The organism is Allobosea sp. P4_C6, assembly GCF_056402015.1.
In genome coordinates, this window is sequence record NZ_JBFUIF010000001.1 from 43,026 (window position 1) to 65,318 (window position 22,293).

General features: G+C 65.5%; 26 protein-coding genes. 17 read left to right on the top strand and 9 right to left on the bottom strand.

The features are described from left to right. Window positions 1-3: 3 nt before the first annotated feature. Together dapE and AC1DVA_RS00245 are read right to left on the bottom strand one after the other, a co-directional pair. Window positions 4-1,212 (bottom strand): succinyl-diaminopimelate desuccinylase, encoded by a 1,209-nt coding sequence (gene dapE, locus AC1DVA_RS00240; RefSeq protein ID WP_476804582.1) that lies wholly within the window; start codon window positions 1,210-1,212, stop codon window positions 4-6. Between the two features lie 19 nt (window positions 1,213-1,231). Continuing rightward, window positions 1,232-1,672 (bottom strand): DUF805 domain-containing protein, encoded by a 441-nt coding sequence (locus AC1DVA_RS00245; RefSeq protein ID WP_476804583.1) that lies wholly within the window; start codon window positions 1,670-1,672, stop codon window positions 1,232-1,234. Window positions 1,673-1,904: 232 nt separating this feature from the next. Between AC1DVA_RS00245 and AC1DVA_RS00250 the strand changes: the two genes are divergently transcribed. The 10 genes from AC1DVA_RS00250 to AC1DVA_RS00295 all read left to right on the top strand — a co-directional run bounded on the left by AC1DVA_RS00250 (window position 1,905) and on the right by AC1DVA_RS00295 (window position 10,789). Continuing rightward, entirely contained in the window at window positions 1,905-2,519 is a 615-nt protein-coding gene (locus tag AC1DVA_RS00250) for a ribonuclease D (protein WP_476804584.1), read from the top strand. A 156-nt stretch (window positions 2,520-2,675) separates the two neighbouring features. Next, window positions 2,676-3,452 carry an LPS export ABC transporter periplasmic protein LptC gene (lptC, locus tag AC1DVA_RS00255; protein ID WP_476804585.1) on the top strand — a complete coding sequence of 259 codons (777 nt, stop codon included), beginning with the start codon at window positions 2,676-2,678 and terminating at the stop codon, window positions 3,450-3,452. 1 nt (window position 3,453) lies between these two features. Beyond that, window positions 3,454-4,176, top strand: a complete 723-nt coding sequence (locus AC1DVA_RS00260; protein ID WP_265051951.1) for an LptA/OstA family protein — start codon at window positions 3,454-3,456, stop codon at window positions 4,174-4,176. Between the two features lie 60 nt (window positions 4,177-4,236). Further along, entirely contained in the window at window positions 4,237-5,085 is an 849-nt protein-coding gene (gene lptB / locus AC1DVA_RS00265; RefSeq protein ID WP_476804768.1) for an LPS export ABC transporter ATP-binding protein, read from the top strand. Between the two features lie 163 nt (window positions 5,086-5,248). Next, window positions 5,249-6,772 (top strand): RNA polymerase factor sigma-54, encoded by a 1,524-nt coding sequence (gene rpoN, locus AC1DVA_RS00270; protein ID WP_476804586.1) that lies wholly within the window; start codon window positions 5,249-5,251, stop codon window positions 6,770-6,772. Window positions 6,773-6,907: 135 nt separating this feature from the next. Further along, window positions 6,908-7,492: a ribosome hibernation-promoting factor, HPF/YfiA family gene (gene hpf / locus AC1DVA_RS00275; RefSeq protein WP_265051954.1), complete on the top strand. Its 585-nt coding sequence runs from the start codon at window positions 6,908-6,910 to the stop codon at window positions 7,490-7,492. Window positions 7,493-7,577: 85 nt separating this feature from the next. Beyond that, entirely contained in the window at window positions 7,578-8,039 is a 462-nt protein-coding gene (ptsN, locus tag AC1DVA_RS00280; RefSeq protein WP_265051955.1) for a PTS IIA-like nitrogen regulatory protein PtsN, read from the top strand. A gap of 119 nt (window positions 8,040-8,158) precedes the next feature. Then, complete coding sequence (locus AC1DVA_RS00285) at window positions 8,159-9,775, top strand: fumarate hydratase (protein ID WP_476804587.1); 1,617 nt, start codon at window positions 8,159-8,161, stop codon at window positions 9,773-9,775. After that, complete coding sequence (locus tag AC1DVA_RS00290) at window positions 9,772-10,098, top strand: hypothetical protein (protein WP_476804588.1); 327 nt, start codon at window positions 9,772-9,774, stop codon at window positions 10,096-10,098. The genes AC1DVA_RS00285 and AC1DVA_RS00290 overlap by 4 nt, the downstream gene beginning before the upstream one ends. 34 nt (window positions 10,099-10,132) lie before the next feature. Further along, window positions 10,133-10,789, top strand: a complete 657-nt coding sequence (locus AC1DVA_RS00295) for an MBL fold metallo-hydrolase (RefSeq protein WP_265051958.1) — start codon at window positions 10,133-10,135, stop codon at window positions 10,787-10,789. 308 nt (window positions 10,790-11,097) lie between these two features. Here the strand turns inward: AC1DVA_RS00295 and AC1DVA_RS00300 are convergent, their stop codons facing one another. From AC1DVA_RS00300 to efp, 3 genes are all read right to left on the bottom strand, one after another. Beyond that, entirely contained in the window at window positions 11,098-11,511 is a 414-nt protein-coding gene (locus AC1DVA_RS00300) for a GNAT family N-acetyltransferase (protein WP_476804589.1), read from the bottom strand. Between the two features lie 69 nt (window positions 11,512-11,580). Further along, window positions 11,581-12,099 carry a DUF1993 domain-containing protein gene (locus AC1DVA_RS00305; RefSeq protein ID WP_265051960.1) on the bottom strand — a complete coding sequence of 173 codons (519 nt, stop codon included), beginning with the start codon at window positions 12,097-12,099 and terminating at the stop codon, window positions 11,581-11,583. A gap of 90 nt (window positions 12,100-12,189) precedes the next feature. Beyond that, window positions 12,190-12,759 (bottom strand): elongation factor P, encoded by a 570-nt coding sequence (gene efp / locus AC1DVA_RS00310; protein WP_265051961.1) that lies wholly within the window; start codon window positions 12,757-12,759, stop codon window positions 12,190-12,192. A 116-nt stretch (window positions 12,760-12,875) separates the two neighbouring features. Here efp and epmA point away from each other — a divergent pair, with 116 nt between their 5' ends. From epmA to AC1DVA_RS00325, 3 genes are read left to right on the top strand one after another with little or no spacing between them, the layout of a single operon-like run. Next, on the top strand, window positions 12,876-13,940 hold the full coding sequence (gene epmA, locus AC1DVA_RS00315) for an EF-P lysine aminoacylase EpmA (protein ID WP_476804590.1): 1,065 nt from the start codon (window positions 12,876-12,878) through the stop codon (window positions 13,938-13,940). Further along, on the top strand, window positions 13,937-15,004 hold the full coding sequence (locus AC1DVA_RS00320) for a lysine-2,3-aminomutase-like protein (RefSeq protein ID WP_476804591.1): 1,068 nt from the start codon (window positions 13,937-13,939) through the stop codon (window positions 15,002-15,004). Before epmA ends, AC1DVA_RS00320 begins: the two co-directional genes overlap by 4 nt. Continuing rightward, window positions 14,973-15,686 (top strand): DsbA family oxidoreductase, encoded by a 714-nt coding sequence (locus AC1DVA_RS00325; protein ID WP_476804592.1) that lies wholly within the window; start codon window positions 14,973-14,975, stop codon window positions 15,684-15,686. The genes AC1DVA_RS00320 and AC1DVA_RS00325 overlap by 32 nt, the downstream gene beginning before the upstream one ends. Before the next feature lie 12 nt (window positions 15,687-15,698). On the opposite strand, the gene AC1DVA_RS00330 is transcribed toward AC1DVA_RS00325, so the two are convergent. The 4 genes from AC1DVA_RS00330 to AC1DVA_RS00345 form a co-directional block, all read right to left on the bottom strand. After that, window positions 15,699-16,463, bottom strand: coding sequence for a TSUP family transporter (locus AC1DVA_RS00330; protein ID WP_476804593.1), 765 nt, complete (start codon window positions 16,461-16,463; stop codon window positions 15,699-15,701). 227 nt (window positions 16,464-16,690) lie between these two features. Continuing rightward, entirely contained in the window at window positions 16,691-17,227 is a 537-nt protein-coding gene (locus AC1DVA_RS00335) for a hypothetical protein (protein WP_476804594.1), read from the bottom strand. Between the two features lie 588 nt (window positions 17,228-17,815). After that, window positions 17,816-19,603: a peptide ABC transporter substrate-binding protein gene (locus AC1DVA_RS00340; protein ID WP_476804595.1), complete on the bottom strand. Its 1,788-nt coding sequence runs from the start codon at window positions 19,601-19,603 to the stop codon at window positions 17,816-17,818. Window positions 19,604-19,946: 343 nt separating this feature from the next. Then, window positions 19,947-20,072: a hypothetical protein gene (locus tag AC1DVA_RS00345; protein ID WP_265051968.1), complete on the bottom strand. Its 126-nt coding sequence runs from the start codon at window positions 20,070-20,072 to the stop codon at window positions 19,947-19,949. Between the two features lie 178 nt (window positions 20,073-20,250). Between AC1DVA_RS00345 and AC1DVA_RS00350 the strand changes: the two genes are divergently transcribed. The 4 genes from AC1DVA_RS00350 to AC1DVA_RS00365 all read left to right on the top strand — a co-directional run bounded on the left by AC1DVA_RS00350 (window position 20,251) and on the right by AC1DVA_RS00365 (window position 22,292). Then, window positions 20,251-20,598, top strand: coding sequence for a hypothetical protein (locus AC1DVA_RS00350; protein WP_476804596.1), 348 nt, complete (start codon window positions 20,251-20,253; stop codon window positions 20,596-20,598). A 61-nt stretch (window positions 20,599-20,659) separates the two neighbouring features. Beyond that, window positions 20,660-21,058, top strand: a complete 399-nt coding sequence (locus AC1DVA_RS00355) for a VOC family protein (RefSeq protein ID WP_476804597.1) — start codon at window positions 20,660-20,662, stop codon at window positions 21,056-21,058. Between the two features lie 201 nt (window positions 21,059-21,259). After that, window positions 21,260-21,967 (top strand): orotidine-5'-phosphate decarboxylase, encoded by a 708-nt coding sequence (gene pyrF / locus AC1DVA_RS00360; protein WP_476804598.1) that lies wholly within the window; start codon window positions 21,260-21,262, stop codon window positions 21,965-21,967. A gap of 37 nt (window positions 21,968-22,004) precedes the next feature. After that, window positions 22,005-22,292 carry a DUF1330 domain-containing protein gene (locus tag AC1DVA_RS00365; RefSeq protein ID WP_038360503.1) on the top strand — a complete coding sequence of 96 codons (288 nt, stop codon included), beginning with the start codon at window positions 22,005-22,007 and terminating at the stop codon, window positions 22,290-22,292. Window position 22,293: the final 1 nt, after the last annotated feature.

Here is a 22,293-nt window from a genome sequence, read left to right on the forward strand (position 1 = left end):
GCGTCAAGCGTTATGTTGCGCTGCAAAATAGCTGGCGAGTAAACGATGCGTGATCCGCTCGAGCGCGAGGATGTCCGCGACGGCGACGCATTCATCGATCTGGTGCATCGTCTTGCCGACGACACCGTATTCGACGACGGGGCAATAGCTCTTGATGAAGCGGGCATCCGAGGTGCCGCCTGTGGTGGACAGGGCCGGGCGCTTGCCGGTCTCGGCCGCGACCGCATCCGCGACCATCGCGACGAACGGGCCGGGCTCAGTCAGGAAGGCGACGGCATTGGTCGGCTGGAAGCCGATCTCGTAGCGCACCGTGTTGCCGGCGGCCTCGCGCAGCCGCCGCTCGATCTCGGCGTCGAGCGTCTCCGGCGTCCAGACATCGTTGAAGCGGATGTTGAAGACGGCCTTGGCCTGCGCCGGAATGACGTTCGTCGCGGGGTTGCCGACATCGAGCGTCGTCACTTCGAGATTGCTCGGGTCGAAATGCGCGGTGCCGGTATCGAGCGGTGTGGCATCGAGCGCCGCCAGCAGGCGCACCATCCCGCGGATCGGATTGTCGGCGAGATGCGGATAGCCGACATGGCCCTGAGTGCCCTGGACGGTGAGCCTGCCGGTCAGCGAGCCGCGACGGCCGATCTTGATCATGTCGCTCATCGTCGCCGGATTGGTGGGTTCGCCGAGAATGCAATGGTCGAAGCGCTCGCCGCGCCGATGCGCCCATTCGAGCAGCTTCACGGTTCCATTGACGGCCGGCCCCTCCTCGTCCCCGGTGACGAGGAAGGCAATGGAGCCCGGCGCATCCGGGTTCTCGCGGCGGTAGCGGATCGCTGCCGCGGCCATGGCCGCGAGCCCGCCCTTCATGTCGCAGGCGCCGCGGCCGTAGAGGGTGCCGTTTTCGATCGTTCCAGCGAAAGGCTCGCGCGTCCATGCCGCTGCGTCGCCGACAGGCACGACATCGGTATGGCCGGCGATGATCAGGACGGGGCCCTCGCTGCCGATCCGGGCGTAGAGATTCTCCACGTCGGGCGTGCCGGGCTCGCTGAAGACGGGGCGATGGACCTCGTAGCCCTCTGCCGCCAGCGCGGTGGCGAGCAGGGCGAGCGCTCCGCCTTCCTCGGGCGTCACCGACGGGCAGCGCACCAGCGCCTGCGTCAGTGCGACCGGATCGGCGGGGTCGAAAAGGGCGGAGGTCGAAGCGGCGGGTGCGATCGTCATGCCGCCGCTTTAGCGCGCTTCAGGCTCCGCTGGAACCGGCCTGTGCCGCTGCGGGTGAGCCTGTCGCGATCTCCGGCCCGTCTTTCGCCGAGGGCATCAGGCCGAGGTCGATGAAGGCGGCGATCCAGGCGATGGTTGAGATCGCCTCCAGAGACGGCCGCCAGCCGAACGGCAAGTAGAGGCGCAACTGCTCCGGCAGCACGATCGCGCAGATCAACAGAATGCCGAAAAGCGGCGTGCTGCCGCGATCGGTGGCGCGCTTGGCCGCCAGCGCCGCCCAGGGGAACAGCGCGAAGGCGTTGAGGAAGACAAGGATCGTATGGGCGGCCTGACGATCCGCGAACTGCGGCACGATCTTCTGCAGGGCAAAGAGCGTGAGCGCGACGGCCGCGCTGCCCAACCAGAAGGCGCGCAGGCCGATACGGCCATCGAGATCGCTGCACAAACGGATCAGGGACATGCGTCGGGCTCCATAGGATCCTTGTCGCATGTCTTAACGCAACGTTGAAGCTTATGGTGAATAAACGGTTAACGCGGCGGCCAACCGGTTGTGCCAACTCAGAAAAGGCTTGAATGGCTCTTGCCGGGCCGCTAGCTGCGGAAGGTGCGCCGTTCCGGCGCGGCCTGCCGCCATCAGATTTCCGTGAGTATCGGTGAAGGGCGCCCAGCGCGGCCCGAATGAGGTTTCGAGCATGACCATCCGTTTTCATCGCGGCGATCTGCCGGACGGCTACGAGGCCGGATCGAGCGTCGCGATCGACACCGAGACGCTCGGCCTCAATCCGCATCGCGACCGGCTCTGCGTGGTCCAGCTCTCGCGCGGCGACGGTACCGCCGATGTGGTCCAGATCCCGAAGGGCGGCGAGCGGCCGAAGAACCTGATCCGCCTGCTCGAAGACCCGACCGTGCTGAAGCTCTTCCATTTCGCACGCTTCGACGTCGCGGTTCTCAGGCAGGCCTTCGGCATCGTGACGACGCCGGTCTACTGCACGAAGATCGCCTCGAAGCTGACCCGCACCTATACGGATCGCCACGGGCTCAAGGATCTGGTGCGCGAGCTGCTCGGCGTCGACCTCTCGAAGCAGCAGCAATCCTCGGATTGGGGCGCCGATACGCTGAGCGAGGCCCAGCTCGCCTATGCCGCGTCAGACGTGCTGCATCTTCACGCCCTGCACGAGAAGCTCGAGGCGATGCTGGCGCGCGAGGGCCGCAGCCATCTCGCGCAGGCCTGTTTCCAGTTCCTGCCCTATCGCGCGGAGCTCGATCTCGCCGGCTGGGGCGAGACCGACATCTTCGCCCACACTTGACAATTTCTAAGGCTTCTTGCGTCAGTCTGCCTTGACGACGCGGCGCGGGGGCAGCCCGTCCGATCTGGAGCGAGCGGCGCGTGGGCGCGTTGCGGTTCGCCCGGCGACACGAAAAAGCCGTGAGCGGCTGCCATTGCGCGGGGCATGACTGTGGCAATGACCTTCAACGACCCGGCGGGTCGGGTTTCAGGGCAAGCCTTGCGTCGCCGCGAGGCCTTCAGTGCTGCGCGCCGCCATACCCGGTTCGTCCATGTCCTGCGCCGCGCGATCCCGCTCCTGGTCGTAGGATTGGTCGTGGTGCTGATCGTGATCCCGTTTCTGAGCCCGCTGAGCGGCAAGCTCGCCCATGTCTCGGTCAGCTCGGTCGGCATCACCAACGGCAAGGTCAGGATGGAGACGCCGAAGCTCTCCGGCTACCGCAAGGACAACCGGCCTTATCAGGTCACCGCCGAGAACGCCTTCCAGGAGATTCGCAACCCGACCCAGGTCGAGCTGGAGACCCTGACCGCCCGCATCCAGATGGAGCGCGAGGGCTGGGTGACGGTCAACTCGAAGACCGGCCTGTTCGACACTCAGAAGGAAAAGCTCAGGCTCGTCGACGACGTGAAGATCCGCACCGAGAGTGGCCACGACATGCAGATGAAGACGGCCGATGTCGACTTCAAATCCGGCACCGTGACGTCGAGGGATCCCGTCAGCGTCCACATGGATCAGACCACTGTGGACGCCGATACGCTTGACGTGAAGAACAATGGCGAGTTGATCGCCTTCGAGGGGCGGGTTCGGGTCTTCATCAAGAACGCGCCAGCAGGTACGATCGCCGGACCCGAACGCGAGGGCAGCACGCCGATGCTGGAACTGCTGAACGCGAATCGGGTTGCCCCGGCGGGGGATGCGCCCGCCAACGACGCTGGCAACGGGAAGAGACAGTGATATGAGCACGGCAAGCCAGACGTTCCGCTTCGCCAGGGGTTTCTGCGGCGCAGGCCTGCTGCTGGCAGCGGGCCTCGTTCTGCTGACTTTGCCGCAGGAGGCTTTCGCGCAGGCTGCGCAGGGCAAGCCACGCGGCGGCAGCGCCTCCTCTCCGCTGGGCGGCCTCGGCGGCGACAGCAAGGAGCCGATCAAGATCGACGCCGACAAGCTCGACGTGCTCGACAAGGAGAACAAGGCCGTCTTCACCGGCAATGTCGTCGCGGTCCAGGGCGAGACCACGGTGCGCTGCACTGTGATGACCGTGCTCTACGAAGGGCGTGCCGGCGGACAGGGCGGTGCCGCCTCAGGCCGGGCGGCGACGCCTGCGCCTGCTGCGCCCGCCGCCAATGGGGGCAACGGCCAGAGCAATGACAGCTCGATCAAGCGCATTCTCTGCAAGGGTCCGGTGACGGTGGTCTCGAAGACCCAGGCCGCGACCTCCGACAACGCCGAGTTCGACCGCGCCAACAACGTGGTGATCATGACCGGCAATGTGGCGCTGAACGATGGCCCGAACATCACCCGCGGGGAGAAGCTGACCTACAACACGGTCACCGGCGTCGCCAATGTCGAGACCAACAAGGGCGGTCGCGTCCAGGGCTTCTTCGTGCCGAACTCCGGCGATGCGAACAAGGCCGACGCGAACAAGCCCGGCGCCAAGCCGGCGCCCAAGCCGACCAACTGATGAAGCTCACCAACTGATCGTGCCGCAGTGACCGTCTCCGAAGCGCCCAGCCCCGCCGCCATGCCCACCCGCACCGAGACTCCGACATCGAACGGCGCGTTCGGGCGCCTGCGCGGGCTCTTCGGCGGGCGAAGCCGCTCGGCGAGTGGAGCCGGATTCGGGGCTTCGGCTGCTGCGATCGGCGGCCCCGGCATCCTCGCCGTCAGCAATCTGCGCAAGAGCTATGGCGGACGAACCGTCGTGTCCGACGCCAGCCTCTATCTGCGCCAGGGCGAGGCTGTCGGCCTGCTCGGCCCCAACGGTGCCGGCAAGACGACGATCTTCTACATGATCACCGGGCTGGTCGCGGCCGATTTCGGGGTGATCTCGCTCGAGGGTGACGACATCACCGCGCTGCCGATGTACCAGCGCGCGCGGCTCGGCATCGGCTACCTGCCGCAGGAGGCCTCGATCTTCCGCGGCCTTTCGGTCGAGGACAATATCCGCTCCGTGCTGGAGGTGGTGGAGCCTGATCGCAAGGCGCGCGAGCGTCAGCTCGATCAGCTGCTCGAGGAATTCACCATCGCCCGCCTGCGCAAGGCGCCCTCGATCGCTCTCTCGGGCGGTGAGCGCCGCCGCTGCGAGATCGCCCGAGCGCTCGCGGGCAAGCCCTCCTTCATCCTGCTCGACGAGCCCTTCGCTGGTATCGATCCGATCGCCGTCGGCGACATCCAGGCGCTGGTGCGCCAGCTGACCGACCGCGGTATCGGCGTGCTCATCACCGACCACAATGTCCGCGAGACGCTCGGCCTCGTCGATCGCGCCTATATCATCCATACCGGCCGGGTGCTGACCGAAGGCTCGCCGGCCGAGATCATCGCCAATCCCGATGTCCGCCGCGTCTATCTAGGCGAGGATTTCCGTCTCTGAGGTCGAGGGCGTCTGCCGGGCTTTGCGCTGTTATGTTGCGGCGCATCAAATTTTCTGCGCACAAACGAGGCAGGGCTTTGACGTGGCGCTAAGCTGGCGCTAGGGTCTTTTCACAAGCAAGAAGCGTGCCGGATGGCGCGCGGCGGGGAAAGGCCTTTGGCGCATGGCGATGATGCCGCGCATGGAGCTACGTCAGGGCCAGTCCCTGGTGATGACGCCGCAGCTGCTGCAGGCGATCAAGCTCCTGCAGCTGTCGCATCTCGAACTCCAGAACTTCGTCGACGGCGAACTCGAACGGAACCCGCTGCTGGAACGGGACGACGGGGCGGAGCCGCCGTCGCGGGCCGATGGTGCCGACAACCCGCATGCCGCCGACCCTGAGAGCTTCGCTCGTGCCGAGAGCCTGCATACGCAGGAGGGCATGGAAGGTCGGCTCGGCACCGGCCTCGACAATGTTTTCCAGAGCGAGCAGCCGAGCGTCGCCCGCAGCGATTCCGCCGGCGCCGACAGCCTGCCGGTCATCGGCGGCGCCTACGGTTCGCGCAGCGGCTCCTTCGAGGATGGGCCTGAGGGCTTCGAGAGCGGGCTCACGGCGGAAATCTCGCTGCACGACCATCTCAGCGCGCAGCTCGACCTGGCGGTCATCGACCCGGCGCAGCGGATCATCGGCAGCCACCTAATCGACGCGGTCGACGACAGCGGGTATCTCGGCGAGCCCATCGCCGATATCGCAGAGCGCCTCGGTGTCGGGGTCGAGCGGGTGGAAGCCGTGCTGCGCGTGGTCCAGAGCTTCGATCCCTCGGGTATCGCCGCGCGTGACGTCGCCGAGTGCCTCACCATCCAGCTACGGGATCGCAATCGCTTCGATCCGGCGATGCAGGCCCTGATCGCGAATCTTCACCTCGTCGCCAAGCGCGATTTCGCTGCCTTGAAACGTGTCTGCGGCGTCGATGACGAGGATATCGCCGATATGGTCGGCGAGATCCGCAGGCTCGATCCCAAGCCCGGTCGCGGCTTCGGCGGCTCGGCGGCGGAGACCGTGGTGCCGGATGTCTTCATCCGCTCCGCGCCCGACGGCTCCTGGCTGATCGATCTCAACCCCGACACGCTGCCGCGCCTGCTCGTCAACCAGACCTATCACGCCCGTGTCTCGAAGGCGGTCCGCAACGACGAGGAGAAGGCCTTCATCGCCGAGTGCCTGCAGACGGCGAACTGGCTGACCCGCTCGCTGGAGCAACGCGCCCGCACCATCCTGAAGGTCGCGAGCGAGATCGTGCGCCAGCAGGACGGCTTCTTCGCCCATGGCATCGAGCATCTGCGCCCGCTCAACCTCAAGACCGTCGCCGATGCCATCGGCATGCATGAATCGACGGTCTCGCGCGTCACCTCGAACAAGTACCTGACCTGCTCGCGCGGAGTCTTCGAGATGAAATATTTCTTCTCGGCGGCGATCGCGGCGACAGGCTATGGCGAGGCGCATTCCGCCGAAGCCGTGCGTTTCCGTATCAAGCAGATGATCGACGAGGAGAGCCCGTCCGACGTGCTCTCGGACGACGCCATCGTCGCCCGGCTGAAGGCCGGCGGAATCGACATCGCCCGGCGCACTGTGGCGAAATACCGCGAATCCCTGCGCATCCCTTCTTCGATGGAGCGGCGGCGGGAGAAGGTCGCGATGGCGCTCGGTTAGCGTCGAGCGGTTTTGTTCCAAAGCTTTGCCGCATGAGGGCTATGACGGCCCTCTCTCATTGACATCCCGGACTCGCGGTTCTTAGCTCCTAGAGATGGCCGACCACTGGCCATGGCGAACAAGGGGAAGCACTCCATGAGCTTGCGAATCTCCGGCAAGAATCTCGATGTCGGCGAGGCCCTGCGCGGCCAGGCCGAGGAGCGGGTCGCTGCAGCCGTCAGCAAATATTACGAGGGCGGCTATCAGGGCCACGTCACGGTCGACAAGGATGGCTCGGCCTTCCGCACCGACACCGTGATCCATCTCTCCTCCGGGATCACGCTGGAAGCCTCCGCCACCGCGCATGATGCCTATGCCAGCCTCGACAAGATGGCTGAGCGCATCGAGAAGCGGCTGCGACGGTACAAGCGCCGGCTGAAGGACCGCTCGGGTACCAATGGCCGCGATGGCGGGATCGAAATCCCCAGCTATGTGATCGCGGCGCCAGATGACGAAATCGAGGAATTCGACGGGATTTCCGATGGTGACAACCCGGTGATCGTGGCCGAAAGCACCAAATCGCTGCATGTTTTGACGGTCAGCGATGCTGTTGCCGAACTCGATCTCACCGGTGCGCCCGTCATCATCTTCCGCCACGCTGGCAATGGCCGGATGAACATCGTATACCGCCGCGGCGACGGCAATATCGGTTGGATCGACCCACCGGCATCGTTGTCCTGAGGCCGGCGGGCGACCCGCTCCGGCCGTCGAACCTGACCCGCGCCGACGGCTTTTCGGCCGGCACGGGACATGCATGGACGGGCGAATGACGCTGACCGATCTCCTGAGCCCTGCTGCGGTGATTTCGCCGCTGCGGGCGAACGGCAAGAAGCAGGCTCTCCAGGAGCTTGCCCAGCATGCCGCCACCCTGACGGGCCTTCCCGATCGCGAGATCTTCGAGGCGTTGCTTCAGCGCGAACGCCTCGGCTCGACCGGTATCGGCGAGGGCATCGCCATCCCGCATGGCCGCATGCCGGGCATCGAGCGTCTGGTCGGGCTGTTCGCCCGCACCGAGCGGCCGATCGATTTCGATGCGCTGGACGGCCAGCCCGTCGATATCATCTTCGTGCTGATCGCGCCGGAAGGGGCGGGCGCCGACCATCTCAAGGCGCTGGCCCGTGTCGCCCGGGTGCTGCGCAATCAGGCGGTGCTCGAGCAGGTCCGCAAGATCCGCGATCCCGCCATGATCTACGCGGTTCTGGCGGAATCGGCTGCACAGGCCGCTTAAGCTTAAACGCATTAAAGACTGCTTGGAGGCGACAGGCTGAGCGGCTATGACGCCGGCTGGATTGGCGTCGCGTCTTCCATGCCTGTAACGCGGCGCGCCCTGTTTCGGAGCCGCCAGCCATGGCTTATACGCATGTCGACCTTTTCCCGCTCGGCGAGGACACGACGCCCTATCGCAAACTCGGCAGCGAGGGCGTCAGCGTCGAAAGAATTGGCGACCGTGAGGTGCTGAGCGTCTCGCGCGAGGCGATCCGCCAGCTCTCCGAGCAGGCCTTCATCGACATCAACCATCTGCTGCGCCCGGGCCATCTCGCCCAGCTCCAGAAGATCCTCGACGACCCCGAGGCGACCTCGAACGACAAGTTCGTCGCCTACGATCTCCTCAAGAACGCGAACATCGCCGCCGGCGGCGTCCTTCCGATGTGCCAGGACACCGGCACCGCCATCATAATGGGCAAGAAGGGCCGCAAGGTCTGGACCGAGGGCGACGACGAGGAGGCGCTGGGGGAAGGTGTTTACGACGCCTATTTCAAGCGCAACCTGCGCTATTCCCAGGTCGCTCCGCTTTCGATGTTCGAGGAGAAGAACACGGCGACCAATCTTCCGGCGCAGATCGATATCTATGCCGAGGGTGAGGACGCCTATAAATTCCTCTTCGTCGCCAAGGGCGGCGGCTCGGCCAACAAGACCTTCCTCTTCCAGGCGACGCCCTCGCTACTGACGAAGGAGCGGATGATCGCCTTCCTGAAGGAGAAGATCCTGACGCTCGGCACGGCGGCCTGCCCGCCCTACCACTTGGCCATCGTCATCGGCGGCACCTCGGCCGAGCAGAACCTCAAGACCGTCAAGCTCGCCTCGACCAAATATCTCGATGCGTTGCCGACTCAAGGGTCGCCCTCGGGCCATGCCTTCCGCGACCTCGAGATGGAGGAGGAGGTCCATAAGCTGACGCAGGCGCTCGGTGTCGGCGCGCAGTTCGGCGGCAAGTATTTCTGCCACGATGTCCGCGTCATCCGCCTGCCGCGCCACGGCGCCTCGCTGCCGATCGGATTGGGCGTTTCATGCTCGGCCGACCGCCAGGCCAAGGGCAAGATCACGAAGGACGGCATCTTCCTCGAGGCCTTGGAAACCGACCCGTCGAAGTACCTGCCGGAAGTCGACGAGGCCGGGCTCGGCGGCGATGTCGTCAAGGTCGATCTCAACCGGCCGATGAGCGAGATTCTCGCCACGCTCACCCAGTACCCGGTCAAGACGCGGCTTTCGCTGACGGGTACCATCATCGTCGCGCGCGACTCGGCGCATGCCAAGATTCGCGAGCGGCTGGAGACCGGGCAGGGCATGCCGGATTATCTGAAGAATCATCCGGTCTATTATGCCGGTCCGGCCAAGACGCCGGAGGGCTTCGCCTCCGGCTCCTTCGGCCCGACCACGGCCGGCCGCATGGATTCCTTCGTCGACCAGTTCCAGTCCTTCGGCGGCTCGATGGTGATGCTCGCCAAGGGCAACCGATCTGCAGCGGTTCGGGAAGCCTGCAAGAAGCATGGCGGCTTCTATCTCGGCTCGATCGGCGGACCCGCCGCGCGCCTCGCCCAGGACTGCATCCGCAAGGTCGAGGTCCTCGAATATCCCGAGCTCGGCATGGAGGCGGTCTGGCGCATCGAGGTCGAGGACTTCCCGGCCTTCATCGTCATCGACGACAAGGGCAACGACTTCTTCAAGGAGCTGAACCTCGGATGAGGCTGGCGGTCATCCTCGCTTTTTCGGCATTGTCGGCCGGCTCCGTGCTGGCGCAACAGCCGCGCCCGGCCACCTGCTCGCGCGACATCTTTCAGAACGAGGCCGGCTTCCGCCAGCAGCAGGCCCGGCTTGCGGCCGTGGCCAGCGCCGACCAGGCGACGCAGTGCCGGGCTTATCGCGAGCATGTCGCCTATCTCCAGAAGTCCCGCTCGGTCTTCGCCGCCTGCCAGGCCGGGGCCGAACGGGAGCGCAACGTCTCCGAGATGGACGGCGATCTGGTGAATTACCGCGCGCTCATCGCCAATCGCTGCGGCGGGCGGTAAGCACTTTCGTCCTGCCCGAACCGAAAGCGACCGCATGACCGACAAGCCGGAAGTACCGCTCCAGATCGCCGTCGTGCCGGTGACGCCGTTCCAGCAGAACTGCTCCATCGTCTGGGACACCCGGACGAAGCAGGCGGCGATCGTCGATCCCGGCGGCGACGTGCCGCGCCTGCGGGAAGCCCTGAAGGAACTGGGCGTCACCCCGGTCGCGATCTGGCTGACGCACGGCCATCTCGACCATGCGGGCGGCGCCACGGAATTGGCCGAGGCGCTTTCGCTGCCGATCATCGGTCCGCATGAGGGGGACAAGTTCCTGCTCGACGGCCTGCCGGAGCAGGGCCTGCGCTTCGACATACTGGACATGAAGGCGGTGAAGCCGACGCGCTGGCTGAAGGAGGGAGACGAAGTCTCGCTTGGCGATCAGACCTTCTCGGTCCAGCATGTTCCCGGTCATACGCCGGGCCATGTCACGTTCTTCCAGAACGATCTGCGCTTCCTGCTGGCGGGCGATACGGTCTTCGCCGGCTCCGTCGGCCGTACCGATTTTCCCTATGGCAGCCATGAGACGCTGATTTCGGGGATCAGGACGAAGCTCCTGCCGCTCGGCGACGACGTCCAGTTCCTGCCCGGCCATGGCCCGGCGAGCACGCTGGGCGAGGAGCGGCAGAACAATCCGTTCCTGCAGGGATGAAAGACCGCGACGTCTAGCGCGCCCTTGTGGCGAACATGACGTCTTGTACACCTCTATCGACGAAGGAAGAGGTGGATAGTCGGGACCGGCTTGGCCGAGGCGCAAGGCGGAAACGAAAAGACCCGCAGCGGATGTCCGCTACGGGCCTCGGAATGAACCAACGGCCATGTCCTGAACGGGTGCGCGTACATCCGGCGTCAAACGTTCGGCTCATGGCCGTCTTCAACGATAATGGAGAGCGGTGGAACGCTCTCAACATTGCCGTGAGCCTGAGATGGGGGCGGGCATCGCCGATTACAAGCCCCGGCTCAAACGAATGGCCGCCACTCGTAGAGAACGTCCGGTTCGCCCTCTTCGTTGCGCTCTCCGTCGTTGACGTCGACGATGCGGAAGCTGTGACGCTCGTAGAAGGCGCGGGCGGCCTGGTTTCGCTGGAAGGTGAACAGGCAGAGCCGCGCCGGGCTGCGCTCCCTGGCTTTGTCGAGCAGGAGCGAACCGAGACCGCGGCGGAAATGCCCCGGCAGCAGGTAGAGCTGATCGAGTTCCTCGCCGTTCACGGTCATGAAGCCGAGGATGCGACCGGCTTCGCGCGCGACCCAGGTCTCGCCGGTGGCGAGCAGTCCCGATCCAGTCGCGCACCTCGGCGTCGCTATGGCAGCGGCGCAGATAGGGCAGGGCCTCGGCCCGTGAGGCGAGATAGAGCGCGGCGATCTCCCCGGCATCCCGGGGAGTCGCGCGTTCGATCGCGATGGAGGTTGTCTCGCTCATCCGGGCTGATCGGGCCAAGCGGCTCAGGCGTCGAAAACGCCCTTCAGGAAATCCTGTTTGCCGATCTGGAAGCCGTTCTGGCGCAGGATGTCGTAGGCCGTGGTTGCGTGGAAATAGAAGTTCGGGATGGCGAAGCGGGTCAGGTAGGCCTCGCCCGTCATCGTCACGGTCGCAGAAGGGCCACGCGGGAAGGTGACCTCGCGGGCAAGCCCGGCATCAAGCGTGGCGCCATCGGCCGCCGCGACGAAGGCGAGCGTCTTGGCGATGCGCTCCTTCAGCTCCGGGAAGCTCTTCTCCTCGTCGGGGAAGCGCGGGTTCTCGCCGCCGGAGAGCCGCGCCACGGCATTCTTGGCGAAGTCGCAGCAGAGCTGGATCTGGCGGGTGAAGGCCAGCATGTCCGGCGCAAGCCGGGCGGACAGCAGCACTTCCGGCTGGATCTTGCGGGTATCGGCCTGTTCCACGGCCTTGTCGAGAATGGCGTCGAGCGCGTGAAGCGTCTGCACGAAGCCGGAAAGGGCGGCGGCCTGGACTGTGAGCGGCATGGATATCCCCGGAAACGACAACGGGCCCGGAAAGGGCCCGCTGCGTGAATCTATAGAGGAGATTTTTCCGCGGCGCTCTGCGCTGACAGGTCAGTCCTTCGCGCGCTCGACATAGGAGCCGTCGGTCGTCATCACGACGATGCGGGTACCGACGCCGACATGCGGGGGCACGGCGCTGCGCACGCCGTTCGACAGGATCGCCGGCTTGTAGGAGGAGGAGGCTGTCTGGCCCTTGGTCACCGGCTCGGTCTCGACGACTTCGAGGGTCACGCGCTGCGGCAGCTCGATCGCGACGGCCTTGTCCTCGAATACCGAGAGCGAGACCTTCATGTTCTCCTGGAGATACGGAGCCATGTCGCCGACGACGTCCTTGTCGACATGGATCTGGTCGAAGGTCTCGGGGTTCATGAAGACGTATTGTTCGCCATCCTGGTAGAGATAGGTGAAGTCGCGGTCCTCGACATAGGCGCGCTCGACCTGCTCGGTGGTCTTGTAGCGCTGCGTCATCTTCACGCCGTCGGCGATGCGGCGCATGTCGATCTGCGTCGTCGGGGTGCCCTTGCCTGGAAAGAAGCTCTCGGCCGAAATGACGGTGCAGAGATGCCCGTCGAGTTCGAGGACGTTGCCCTTGCGGACGGAAGAGGCGATGACCTTGACCACGTGAATGTCCTTCTGGTGCGCGGCGCGCCCGCGCGCTATGCGAAATCTCGTCGCCGCGCACCTACCGCATTCGCGTGCGAAACGAAAGCTTTCCGACGCAATCCACGCGAGATTCGATGAGTTCCTCCCCCTCGCCATTCTGGCGGCCCGACATTCATGCCGACCGCCGCCCGGCGCTTCTGGCGCGTGGGCGGGTCAAGGCGGCTCTCAGGCGCTGGTTCGAAGCTGATGACTTCACCGAAGTGGAGGCGGCGATCCTGCAGCTCTCGCCTGGCAACGAGACCCATCTGCACGGTTTCGCCACGACGCTGATCGACAACGCCGCCGAGGCGCATCCCTACTACCTGCACACCTCGCCGGAATTCGCCGCCAAGAAGCTGCTCGCGGCCGGCGAGACGCGCATCTTCGATTTCGCCCGCGTCTTCCGCAACCGCGAGCGCACGGCGCTGCATCACCCCGAATTCACCATGCTGGAGTGGTATCGCGCCGGCGAGGACTACGAGGTGCTGATGTGGGACTGCGCAGCGCTCATGGCCGAAGCAGCGCGCGCTGCGGGTGCTACCACGCTGCGCTGGCGCGGCGTCGAGGCCGATCCCTTCGCCGAGCCTGAACGCCTCACCCTGCAGGAGGCCTTCATCCGCCATGCCGGTATCGACCTGCTGCGCACGGTCACGGCTGATCACGACGTCGACCGCGGCGGGCTCGCTGCCGATGCAATCGAGGCCGGCATCCGGGTCGCCCCGGACGACAGCTGGTCGGACATCTTCAGCCGCATCCTCTCAGAGCGCGTCGAGCCGCATCTCGGCCGCGGCCGTGCCACGATCCTCTGCGAATACCCGATCAGCGAGGCCGCGCTGGCCCGCCCGAAGCCCGGCGATCCGCGCGTGGCCGAGCGTTTCGAGCTCTATGCCTGCGGCGTCGAGCTCGCCAATGCCTTCGGCGAATTGACTGATCCGGCCGAGCAGCGCCGCCGTTTCGAGGCCGATATGGACGAGAAGGAGCGCATCTATGGCGAGCGCTATCCGATCGATGCCGATTTCCTCGCGGCACTCGCGCAGATGCCGGCAGCGTCGGGCATCGCGCTCGGCTTCGACCGACTCGTGATGCTTTGCGTTGACGCTCGCCGGATCGAGGACGTGCTCTGGACGCCGGTCGCGGAACCGGGCAGGGGAGGGGCATGACCGTTCACCAGCCTCCCGGCGGGCAGCCATTGCGCAGCATCGACGCGCTCGTCGAAGCCGGGCTCGCCGCGCCCGAGCGGCGCGAGGCCCTGCAGGCAGTGGCTGAGCGTTATGCCGTATCGGTAACCTCTGCCATCGCCGCGCTGATCGATCCGGCCGACGCTGCCGATCCGATCGCGCGCCAGTTCATTCCGAGCGCGGCCGAGCTCCTCACCCTGCCGCAGGAACTGGCCGATCCAATCGGCGACGACGCTCATTCCCCGGTCGAGGGCGTAGTTCATCGCTATCCGGACCGGGCGCTGCTCAAGCTCGTTCATGCCTGCCCGGTCTATTGCCGCTTCTGCTTCCGGCGCGAGATGGTCGGCCCCGGCGGCGATGCGCTGACCGGTGCCAAACTCGACGCAGCGCTCGCCTATCTCGCCTCCCGGCCCRAGATCTGGGAAGTGATCATGACCGGCGGCGATCCCTTCATCCTCTCCGCCCGCCGTATCCGCGAGGTGGCGAAACGCCTCGCAGCCATTCCGCATATCAAGGTCGCGCGCTGGCACACCCGTGTGCCCGTGGTCGATCCCGGCCGGATCACGCCGGACTACGCCAAGGCGCTGCGCATCCCCGGCAAAGCCAGCTACATCGCCATCCACGCCAACCACCCGCGCGAATTCACGGATGACGCGCGCAAGGCCATAGCGACGCTCGCCGATGCCGGCCATGTGCTGCTGAGCCAGTCCGTGCTGCTCAAGGGCGTCAATGCCGATGTCGATACGCTCTCGGCCCTGATGCGCGCCTTCGTCGAGAACCGTATCAAGCCCTATTACCTGCATCACCCCGATCTGGCGCCGGGCACCTCGCATTTCCGGCTCACGCTGGAGGAGGGGCAGGCCCTCGTCAAAAGCTTGCGCGGGCATCTTTCCGGGCTGTGCCAGCCGACCTATATCCTCGACATTCCCGGCGGCGCCGGCAAGATTCCGGTCGGCCCATCCTTCCTCTCCGGCTGCGAGACACCGGGCGCGGAGGCGGTCGCAGAAGACCGGCATGGCGGGCAGCATCGCTATCCGCCGGCCTGATACGAAGGATATCGATATGCAGGACAAGCTGCCGCTCGCGATCGTCTCGGACATCGCCTGCCCCTGGTGCTTCATCGGCAAGGCTCGACTGGAGACGGCGCTCGACCGCCACGGCCTGACCGAGCGCTTCGCCATCACCTGGCTGCCCTATGAGCTCAACCCGGAGATGCCCGAAGACGGCATGGACCGCACGCAATATCTCGAAGGCAAGTTCGGCCCCGGCAAGCGTAGGGAGATCGAGGTCCGTCTGTCGGAGGCGGCGCTGGAGAGCGGCGTCACCTTCAACTGGGCGAAGGTGACGAAGAGCGTCAACACCCGCATGGCCCATATGCTGGTCGCGGCGGCCTCGACCGTGCAGCGCGGCGGCGAGATGACCGCAGCGCTGTTCAAGGCCTATTGGCAGGACGGGCGCGATATCGGCGACGTCGAGACGCTGGTCCAGATCGCGGTCGAGCAGGGCTTCGACGAGCAGGCCGCCCGCGACGAACTCGCCAATGGCGAGCTGCGCGAGACGGTGATCGGGCTGGAGGATCACGCCCGCAAGGTCGGCGTCACCGGCGTGCCCTTCTTCATCGTCGACGGCAAGCTCGCCGTTTCCGGTGCGCAGCCGCCCGAGGTCTGGGCGCAGGTCTTCCAGCAGGTTCTGGCTGCGCAGCAGCCTGAGCAGGTGCCGCAGTTCTGACCCCCCAGGCTTTCAGGCGCCGATCAGCCTGATGAGGGCGGGCGCTCCGAGCGCGACGCCGGACAGGAACAGCAGCGCGAAGACCACGCGCTTGAGCGCAAGCTGCGAGATCGCCGGCGGATAGCGGCGCGCCAGATGGGTCGCGCCCATCACGACGGGCACGGCCAGCAGGCCTGACAGCGTCGAGGCCGACGGAACCTGGCCGGAGATCGCGACCAGCCCGGTGCGGACCAGGGCGTTGAGCGCGAATACCGTCACCAGCGTTTCCCGCACCACGACGAGCGGCATCGGCTGACGGTAGAAGTGGTAGACCAGCGGCGGGCCGGCGGTCGAGAACAGCCCGCCCATCAGCCCGGCGATGCCGCCGAAGAAGAGGAAGCTCGGCGGAGCCGACTGCTGGCGCAGCGGTTCCGGTTTGCGCGCCTGTTGCAGGCTCGACACGATGATGACCAGGCCCAGCACCAGCCGCAGCAGATCGGCCCGGTTGTCCGCGAGCCAACCCAGCAGCTCGTAGCCGATGAACAGGCCCGGCAGGCTCGTGACCATCACCAGCCCGAATTCCCGCCAGGCTACATCGCGCCAGCCCTTGAGCAGCATCTGCGTCGCATTGACCAGGGTCAGCAGGCTGACGAGCATCGCGGCATCGGGCAGGGAGAGGAGCCCGGACAGCCCCACGCCGCCCATGGTGATCAGGCCGAAGGCGAAGCCTGTCAGCGTCTGGGCATAGGCAGCGATACCGGTCAGCAGCAGAAAGCCGATCAGCGCGGTCCAGGACATCGTCGGCTGTCTCCAGGAACGGAGTGCGAGGCCTAGAGCATTGGCGCGCCGGCCGTAATTCGCTTTCCGGCAGGGCCGATGTGCGTTGCGCGGATCACTGTTGACTTGTCATCGGGTATCGCCGTGCCGTTGCGCCCGGGCAACGCCCATCGCCATTCGACCCGTCGCGAATGCGGCTAAAGGTTGACTTGCACGGGGAGGGGCAGGCAACATCGGCCTGCTCGCGATCAATCTACAGCAGGAGCGGCGAAGATGCTGTCGATCCCGAACCGCGCAGCCGTGTGCTTTTTCGGCGTTGCGCTTTCCGGTTGCATGCAGTCGATGCCGACTGCTGAGACGATCACCCGGCCGACCATGGAAGCCTTTACCCGGCTGAGTTCATGGACGCCCTGGCGCTCGTCCCCCGAACAACCTCCGCCGGTGGTCATCACCGCGCAGGACCCGCTTCCGGCGGTCGAGCCTGTGGAGCAGCAGGCGGCAGCCCCGGAGCTGCGGAAGCCGCCAAAGCCGAAACCTGCCGTCCCTGTGCCGCAATTGGCGTCATCGCGCGCTCGTCCGGTGACGCCCGCGCCCGCAATCGTCCCTGCTGCCGTGGTGATCCCGGCTGCGGCGGCCGCTCCGGTGGTGTCGCCGCCGACGGCGTCGCCGCTTCTGCCGGCTAGGGTCAACTGCCAGACCGCGAGCCAGCCGGGCGAACGCGTTCGGATGGAGTGCACGCCGGTCGAATGACGAACCGGCAGGCGCCGCAGAGATGCGGCGAGCATCCGTGCGTCCTTGCTTCGGCGTGCTGGCCGAGCGTCAATCTTCCCGGTCGGCGATATAAAAGCCGATCGCTGAAGCGCACGCCAACATCATGCTGATTTCAAGAATGCCCATCGCCGCCTCCTGTGTCTCTGGTCGATAACGRCAAAAACCTGCCCAGGTTCCGCCACGCCATCGCCAAAGTTCGAGCCCTGCCCGAGGGGGCATTCTCAGCGCTGGGAATTCATTTTGTGGGGAACAACCCGCTGCGGTCCGGGCTTCCTAGGACATGCCCATTCGCAAGAAACCACCGCTGGATTTTTGGCTTTGGCTCGCGGTTATCGGCCTCGTCGTGATCGTCGGAGCGGTCTCGGTGCAGTTTCCGGCACATATCGCGCAGCCGGTCCCGTCTGCCGCGGGCCAGGGAAAAGGGCGATAGGCCGGGAAGCTCGTCGGGAGCAGCGCTTTTCGCATCGCCAGGTGGTTTGGCGGCGCTGTTCGAGTGCGTACCGTCTCCACGCATGAAAATGCCCCGCCGGCATGCGCTGGCGGGGCAATGTCTTATCGGCGAGCCCTCATGGAGATTTCTCTCCGCGAGGGCTGTCCGAGAGTTAGCTGCGATACCAGGCAGCAAGATTCCAGGTATCGACGTCCCAGCCGCTGTGGTCATGCGAGAGGGTGTTCGCCGCAGCGACGACCTTCTTCCGCGACAGCACCGGTAGGATGACGTTGGCTTCGCAGAAGATCTCGTTGACCTTGATCAGCAGCTCAGCGCGCTTGGCCGGGTCGAGCTCCTTCTGCGCGGCCTTGTAGGCCTCGTCGGCAGCCGGATCGGTGTAGCGCGAGACGTTGCGGCCCAGCCACTTGTTCTCCTTGTTGGCGACTTCCCAGGAAACGAACTGGTTGAGGAAGCGCTCCGGATCGGGCTGGGGCTGGGTCGTCGTGTACATCTCCATGTCGACATAGAGCTTGGTGTAGGTGTCGGGGTTGGCGACGTCCGACGAGAAGAACACCGAAGCGGTGACCGACTTGAGCTCGATATCGATGCCGGCGCGCTGGCAGGCCTGCTTGATGATGGCCTGGACCTTCTGGCGCGGGGCGTTGATCGAGGTCTGGTAGACGTATTTGAGCTTCTTGCCGTCCTTTTCGCGGATGCCGTCGGCGCCCTTCTTCCAGCCGGCGTCGTCGAGGATCTTGTTGGCCTTGTCGATGCTGAACTCGTATTTCAGCTTCTGCGACTTGAACTGCTTGGGCTCGTTGACGAAGCTCGCCGTCGCGGTGCCGGCCCGGCCATAGATGAACTTCTGGATCGAGTCGCGGTCGATCAGCAGGTTGATCGCCTGGCGAACGGCCGGATCGGACAGCGTCGGGTGCTTGGTCTTGATGCTCGAGCGCTCGCCGTCGACTTCCGTCCACGGATCGGTCGTGTTCAGGGTGATGAATTCGATGTCGCCGGCAGGGGCTGCGCTGATCTTGCCGCGGCCGCCGGTCTCCATGCGCTTGAGGACCTCGTCTTCGACCAGCGTATCCCAGGCATAGTCGTATTCGCCGGTCTGCAGCACGGCGCGCGCCGCCGAGACCGCGTCACCACCGCCCTTGATCTCGAACGTGTCGAAATGCGGCTGGTTCTTGACGTGGTAGTCTTCGTTGCGCGTACCCGTGAGGATGTCGCCCGGCTTGAAGTCGGCGAACTTGTAGGGGCCGGTGCCGACGGGCTTCAGGTTGGCCGGAGCCTCGCGCGACTTTGCGCCCTTGTACTCGCCGAAATGATGCTTCGGGATGATCATGCCGGCGACGCCGACGAAGGGATCGGCCCAGAAGGGCGTCGGCTTGGCGAAGATCACCTTGACGGTGAGATCGTCGACCTTCTCGACCTTGATGTCCTTGTAGGCACCGGAGGTGTAGGCGGCGGTCGCCGGATCGGCGGCGTATTCCCAGGTGAAGACCACGTCGTCGGCGGTGAAGGGCTTGCCGTCATGCCACTTCACGCCCGGCTTCAGCTTCCAGATGACGGTGGTGCCGTCGTCCGAGAGACCGCCATTGGCCTTGCTGGGAACCTCTGCGGCGAGCTGCGGCACGAGGTTGCCTTCCTTGTCCCAGCCGGCCAGCGGCTCGAAGAAGACGCGCGAGGCGATCTGGTCCTTGGTGCCCGAGGCGAAATGCGGGTTGAGCAGCGTCGGCGCCTGCCAGAGCAGCATCTTCAGCGGCCCGCCGCCGCCGGCCTTGGTCGGCTTGTATTCGAGCGTGGCGTTCGCCATCGCGACATCGTTCCAGGCCAGGGTCTGGCTCGCGATCGGGGCCGTGATGCCCAATGCCGCCATCTTCTGGATGAAAGAGCGTCGCGACAGGCGCCCGCCCTTCAGATTATCGACCATTCCCTGAATATACTGACTGCTCATAACAGACCTTCGCATTGCGTCGGCTAAATATCGATCAAGAAATAGATCAGTATCAGCCTTGTTTTTACTCGGTCCAAGGCAAGTTAACGCCTTGGTGGCGACTCACCTCGTACGAGCCGCGACCTTAAGCCCATCTTAAGGCGGTTGAGGAGAATGGTAGGGTTGCTCGCTGCGCATGGCGGACACCCACTTTCCATAGATGTCATTGCTCACAAGTCGCGAGACTTTAGCTTCTGCCTGCAGGCCAGCAGGTGGACGAGGGCCATGCCTGGGATAGCGCGGGCTCCTCTTGCCCGGCACGTTGGCGGAGGGCCGGTCAGCCCTCCGCTCTTGTCATCTGAGCCTAGCTCCAGAAGCCTTGTTGATAGGCGCGAGGCGAGAACTCCTTGTCGTCCGCCTGTTCCTCGCGATCGTCCCGATGCTCGCTCTTCTTCTCGCCAGCGCAGTCGGAATCGTGCCGTTCCAGCATCAGATCTCTCCTTTCAAGTTGTGAGGGAGGGTGCCTTGGGCGGGGGGAATATGGAGATTTATGCTGCAGTGCACAAGGTGCGGGCGGCATGGACGGGTTGCCAGTAACGTTGGAACAATCCAGCTATGGCTAAGTTGGTGCGGTTCGCCGCAACGCGGCCTTGAAGATTGGATGTGAGATGAATCGTAAGACGTTTTTCGCGAGCTTGGTCGGTGCGTTGGCGATCGCCGGTGCTGCAATTGCCTCGCCCACGACCGCCGATGCCCAAGCCTTGCCCGCGAACATGGCCGCCGGTCTCGATCAGCAGCCTGTCGAGTACAGCATGACCGCCGCCAAGGAGCGCCGGCTCATGATGATGCAGGAAACCGCGCGCCAGCAGCGGTACGGTCGCGGTGGATACGGACATGGGCGTGGCTACGGTCCGCGGCCCGGCTATGGTTATGGTCCCCGTCCGGGCTATGGTCCGCGTCCGGGTTATGGGCCGCGCCCTGGCTATGGCTATCGTCGTAGCTACGAGCGCTGGTGATCTCGTAGAGACACTGCCGCTGCCGGGATACGCTTGATCCCCTCCAGCTCTTAGCGCGTTCATGCTGCATCATCTGTCTCTCGGGGTTTCCGACCTCGAGCGTGCTGCTGCGTTCTATGACGCGGCCCTGGCGCCGCTGGGGTATGTCAGGGTCTGGTCCGATCTTCGCCCTGGCGAGGCCGGGCAGGCTGTGGGCTACGGCTCGCATGGCGGAGGCGACAAGCTCGCTTTGAAGCACCGCCCCGGCGATCAGAAGCCGCCGGGTCCGGGTTTCCATCTGGCCTTCGCGGCACCCGATCAGGAAAGCGTCGCTGCGTTTCACGCTGCGGCGCTCGGGCAAGGGGGCACGGATAACGGTGCGCCCGGCCTGAGACCGCATTACGGGCCGCATTATTACGCGGCTTTCGTCGTCGACCTGGACGGCCATCATCTCGAGGCTGTTTTCAACGCACCCGCGTGACGCGGCGTAGCCGGACGTCTGGCCGCAACTGCCCGCGCAGTTCCGATTGATCTCCACCCTTCCGGGCCGCTGTCCCTTCGGGCCGCCTCGTGCCCGCGGAGCGGTGTGCCGCGTGGCGCGCGAGGCTCGGCGCCTGCCGCGGGACGCCTTGCATCCCGCTTCGAATCATGCGCCTTCCCTCGAAACTCAGGGAGCCGGTTGATGATGCAGAAGATCAACGATGTCCGCGACCGCCTGATCGTCGCTCTCGACGTGCCGACCGTCTGGGACGCCTACCGCCTCGTCTCGACGCTTGGCGACGGCGTCACCTTCTACAAGATCGGCTATCGCCTTGCCTTCGCCGGCGGGCTTGATCTCGCGCGCCAGCTGGTCGCCGAAGGCAAGAACGTCTTCCTCGATCTCAAGCTGCACGACATCGGTAATACGGTGACCGAAGGCGTCGACTCGCTGACCAAGCTCGGCGTCACCTTCCTGACCGTCCATGCCTATCCGCAGACCATGCGCGGCGCCGTCGAGGGACGCGGCGATGCCGAATTGAAGCTGCTCGCGGTCACCGCGCTGACCTCATATGACGATAGCGACCTGCGGGATGCCGGCTACGGGCTCGCGGTGCGCGATCTCGTGCGCCTGCGGGCCGAGCAGGCGCGCACGGCCGGCATCGACGGCATCGTCTGCTCGGCCGCCGAGACGGCGATCGTGCGCGAGGTCATCGGGCCCGACATGGTCATCGTCACGCCCGGCATCCGCCCCTCCGGCAGCGCCGTCGGCGACCAGAAGCGCACCCTGACCCCGGCCGAGGCGATCCGCGTCGGCGCCGATCATCTCGTCGTCGGGCGTCCCATCATCCGCGCGGCAGACCCGCGTGCGGCGGCGGGCGCGGTCATGGACGAGATCGTCGCGGCTTCGTAAGCTCCGCCCCGACCCGATTCAGCCAACGGACTGCACCATGCCCAAGGGATATGTCATCGGCCGCGCCAAGGTCACCGACGCGACCAAATGGGCGGCCTACGCCGCCAAATCTTCCGAGGTGATGAAGATCTATGGCGGCACGCCGATCGTGCGCGGCGGCCAGATGACCGTCGGCGAAGGCGAAGGGCGCGCCCGCAACGTCGTCATCGAGTTCAACGATTTCGCTTCGGCGCGAGCCTACTTGTTCTCGCCGGAATATGCCGAGGCCCGCAAGCTGCGCGAGGGCGCCGGCGAAATCGATCTCGTCGCGGTCGAGGGAGCCTGAC

Bases quoted from the DNA above. Each gene is read 5' to 3' on its own strand.
- AC1DVA_RS00340 (WP_476804595.1), bottom strand. From the start codon at position 19,603: ATGAGCAGTCAGTATATTCAGGGAATGGTCGATAATCTGAAGGGCGGG.
- AC1DVA_RS00295 (WP_265051958.1), top strand. From the start codon at position 10,133: ATGACCGACAAGCCGGAAGTACCGCTCCAGATCGCCGTCGTGCCGGTG.
- AC1DVA_RS00250 (WP_476804584.1), top strand. From the start codon at position 1,905: ATGACCATCCGTTTTCATCGCGGCGATCTGCCGGACGGCTACGAGGCC.
- AC1DVA_RS00350 (WP_476804596.1), top strand. From the start codon at position 20,251: ATGAATCGTAAGACGTTTTTCGCGAGCTTGGTCGGTGCGTTGGCGATC.
- AC1DVA_RS00325 (WP_476804592.1), top strand. From the start codon at position 14,973: ATGGCGGGCAGCATCGCTATCCGCCGGCCTGATACGAAGGATATCGAT.
- AC1DVA_RS00335 (WP_476804594.1), bottom strand. From the start codon at position 17,227: ATGCTCGCCGCATCTCTGCGGCGCCTGCCGGTTCGTCATTCGACCGGC.
- AC1DVA_RS00345 (WP_265051968.1), bottom strand. From the start codon at position 20,072: ATGCTGGAACGGCACGATTCCGACTGCGCTGGCGAGAAGAAGAGCGAG.
- AC1DVA_RS00305 (WP_265051960.1), bottom strand. From the start codon at position 12,099: ATGCCGCTCACAGTCCAGGCCGCCGCCCTTTCCGGCTTCGTGCAGACG.
- hpf (WP_265051954.1), top strand. From the start codon at position 6,908: ATGAGCTTGCGAATCTCCGGCAAGAATCTCGATGTCGGCGAGGCCCTG.
- ptsN (WP_265051955.1), top strand. From the start codon at position 7,578: ATGACGCTGACCGATCTCCTGAGCCCTGCTGCGGTGATTTCGCCGCTG.
- dapE (WP_476804582.1), bottom strand. From the start codon at position 1,212: ATGACGATCGCACCCGCCGCTTCGACCTCCGCCCTTTTCGACCCCGCC.
- lptB (WP_476804768.1), top strand. From the start codon at position 4,237: ATGCCCACCCGCACCGAGACTCCGACATCGAACGGCGCGTTCGGGCGC.
- AC1DVA_RS00355 (WP_476804597.1), top strand. From the start codon at position 20,660: ATGCTGCATCATCTGTCTCTCGGGGTTTCCGACCTCGAGCGTGCTGCT.
- AC1DVA_RS00245 (WP_476804583.1), bottom strand. From the start codon at position 1,672: ATGTCCCTGATCCGTTTGTGCAGCGATCTCGATGGCCGTATCGGCCTG.
- AC1DVA_RS00290 (WP_476804588.1), top strand. From the start codon at position 9,772: ATGAGGCTGGCGGTCATCCTCGCTTTTTCGGCATTGTCGGCCGGCTCC.
- AC1DVA_RS00300 (WP_476804589.1), bottom strand. From the start codon at position 11,511: ATGCCGGGGAGATCGCCGCGCTCTATCTCGCCTCACGGGCCGAGGCCC.
- AC1DVA_RS00260 (WP_265051951.1), top strand. From the start codon at position 3,454: ATGAGCACGGCAAGCCAGACGTTCCGCTTCGCCAGGGGTTTCTGCGGC.
- epmA (WP_476804590.1), top strand. From the start codon at position 12,876: ATGAGTTCCTCCCCCTCGCCATTCTGGCGGCCCGACATTCATGCCGAC.
- AC1DVA_RS00330 (WP_476804593.1), bottom strand. From the start codon at position 16,463: ATGTCCTGGACCGCGCTGATCGGCTTTCTGCTGCTGACCGGTATCGCT.
- rpoN (WP_476804586.1), top strand. From the start codon at position 5,249: ATGGCGATGATGCCGCGCATGGAGCTACGTCAGGGCCAGTCCCTGGTG.
- lptC (WP_476804585.1), top strand. From the start codon at position 2,676: ATGACCTTCAACGACCCGGCGGGTCGGGTTTCAGGGCAAGCCTTGCGT.
- AC1DVA_RS00285 (WP_476804587.1), top strand. From the start codon at position 8,159: ATGGCTTATACGCATGTCGACCTTTTCCCGCTCGGCGAGGACACGACG.
- pyrF (WP_476804598.1), top strand. From the start codon at position 21,260: ATGATGCAGAAGATCAACGATGTCCGCGACCGCCTGATCGTCGCTCTC.
- AC1DVA_RS00365 (WP_038360503.1), top strand. From the start codon at position 22,005: ATGCCCAAGGGATATGTCATCGGCCGCGCCAAGGTCACCGACGCGACC.